Raw genomic sequence first — 2,214 nt, 5'->3', positions numbered from 1 at the left:
CCGGCGCCGCTCAGCGACCCCAGCGCCTTTCGCGTGATGGTCGGCGGCCCGCAGTGCACGCAACCTTACTCGGCCTCGGTCTTCAACATCTCGGCGATGAGCTTCGGCTCGCTGAGCGCCAATGCGATTCGCGCGTTGAACCAAGGCGCCAAGCTCGGCAACTTTGCCCATGACACCGGCGAAGGCAGCATCAGCCCCTACCACCGCGAAAACGGCGGCGACCTGACTTGGGAACTGGGCAGCGGTTACTTTGGCTGCCGCACCAGCGACGGCCGTTTCGACCCGGAACGTTTTGCCGTGCAGGCGCAGAACCCGCAAGTGCGCATGATCGAAATCAAAATGAGCCAGGGTGCCAAACCCGGCCATGGCGGGATTCTGCCCAAGCACAAAGTCACCCAGGAAATTGCTGAGACGCGCGGCATCATGATGGGCGAAGACTGCATCTCGCCATCGCGCCACAGCGCGTTTTCCACCCCGATCGAGATGATGCAGTTCATCGCGCAATTGCGTGAACTGTCCGGCGGAAAACCGGTGGGTTTCAAGTTCTGCCTCGGCCACCCGTGGGAGTTCATGGGCATCGCCAAGGCCATGCTCGAGACCGGCATCCTCCCGGACTTTATCGTGGTCGACGGCAAGGAAGGCGGCACCGGCGCCGCGCCGGTGGAGTTCACCGACCATATCGGCGTGCCGCTGCGTGAAGGCCTGCTGTTTGTGCACAACACCCTGGTGGGCCTGAACCTGCGCGACAAGATCAAGCTGGGCGCCAGCGGCAAAATCGTCAGCGCCTTCGATATCGCCAGCGTGCTGGCCATCGGCGCCGACTGGGCCAACTCGGCGCGCGGCTTTATGTTCGCCATCGGCTGCATCCAGTCGCAAAGCTGCCACACCAACAAATGCCCGACGGGCGTCGCCACCCAAGACCCGCTGCGCCAGCGTGCGCTGGTGGTGCCCGACAAAGCCCAGCGCGTGTTCAACTTCCACCGCAACACGCTGCACGCCTTGGCGGAAATGCTCGCTGCGGCCGGCCTGGATCATCCGTCGCAACTGTCGGCCAAGCATTTGGTGCGGCGCATGTCGGCGACCGAAATCAAACTGTTCTCGCAGCTGCATGTGTTCCTCAAGCCTGGCGAGTTGCTCACCGGCGAGGTGAACGGCGAGTTCTATTCGCGCATGTGGCAAATGGCACGGGCGGACAGTTTTGAGCCGCAGGAAGTGGCTGCCGCATAAATATCCGAACACTCTTGACCGCTGAACCGGACCACCGACGGCATCGTTGAAACAAGGAGCTTCACATGCCGTTACTCGACTTCAGCGCCATTGCCGCGCAACTCCCCGACAGCTGGAAATCCGCACGCCTGGGCCAGGTCGGCCCAGCGCGGATCAAGGTGTTGCGTATGGATGACCAAGCTTATAAAGAGGAAACCCATGATTACAACGAGGGGTTATTGGTAGTCAGCGGCCAGTTGTGCCTGAGCATTGGCACCGAGCAAATACGCGTTGCTGCCGGCCAGATGTACCTCGTAGAAGCCGGCACTCCCCATGCTGTAAGCCCCGGCAGCCGGGGCACGTTGGTCATCATCGATGTATAGAGACATTCAGTAATACCCAGCCTTTGCAATTGCTTACAAATACCGCCAACCTGCGCGCGCCCGACGTGCGGCGTGTGACAACACGCGCATTCGCCTGTCATGACTTAAACCCCTGTTCAAGAGCCCGCTGCCATGCTGAACGGACGCGACCCGCGCATCGATTTTTTTCGGGGCTTGGCGTTGATCTTCATTTTCTGGGATCACGTCCCCCACAACCCACTCGGCCAAATCACCCTGCGTAATATCGGTTTCAGCGATGCCGCTGAAGTGTTTGTATTTCTTGCCGGTTATGCCTCAGTGCTGGCCTATGGCAAGGTCTTGCAACGCGAAGGCTACTGGATGGCCTGCCTGAAGATCCTGCGGCGCACCTGGGTGCTTTACGTGGTGCATATTTTCTTGCTGGCGATGCTGATGGGCATCGTGTTCTTCGCCAACAGCCATGTGGAAACCCGCGATCTGGTGCAGGAGATGGGCCTGACGCACTTTGTCACCCAACCACAGCAAGCGTTGGTGGATGAATTGCTGCTGCGCTTCAAGCCCAACCTGATGGACCCGTTGCCCTTGTATATCGTGCTGCTGGCCGGCCTGCCGCTGGTGTTGCCGTGGCTCTTGCGCAAAACGTGGT

At 60.3% G+C, this 2,214-nt stretch carries 3 protein-coding genes; all 3 read left to right on the top strand.

What is annotated here, in order from left to right; all coding sequences use genetic code 11:
* Positions 1–1,227 (top strand): FMN-binding glutamate synthase family protein (locus FEM54_RS30950; RefSeq protein ID WP_138454109.1); only part of this gene is annotated, 1,227 nt, incomplete at its 5' end.
* Positions 1,228–1,292: 65 nt separating this feature from the next.
* Positions 1,293–1,589: a cupin domain-containing protein gene (locus FEM54_RS30945; RefSeq protein ID WP_099548502.1), complete on the top strand. Its 297-nt coding sequence runs from the start codon at positions 1,293–1,295 to the stop codon at positions 1,587–1,589.
* Positions 1,590–1,721: 132 nt separating this feature from the next.
* The coding region (gene opgC, locus FEM54_RS30940; protein WP_171045949.1) for an OpgC domain-containing protein at positions 1,722–2,214 on the top strand (493 nt) is incomplete at its 3' end.

The organism is Pseudomonas edaphica, assembly GCF_005863185.1.
GTDB classification, from domain to species: Bacteria; Pseudomonadota; Gammaproteobacteria; order Pseudomonadales; family Pseudomonadaceae; genus Aquipseudomonas; species Aquipseudomonas edaphica.
The sequence above is the reverse complement of the archived record's forward strand: the minus strand, read 5'-3'. Positions and strand labels throughout refer to the sequence as shown.

Coding starts and splice junctions, on each gene's coding strand:
- FEM54_RS30945 (WP_099548502.1), top strand. CDS start 1,293: ATGCCGTTACTCGACTTCAGCGCCATTGCCGCGCAACTCCCCGACAGC.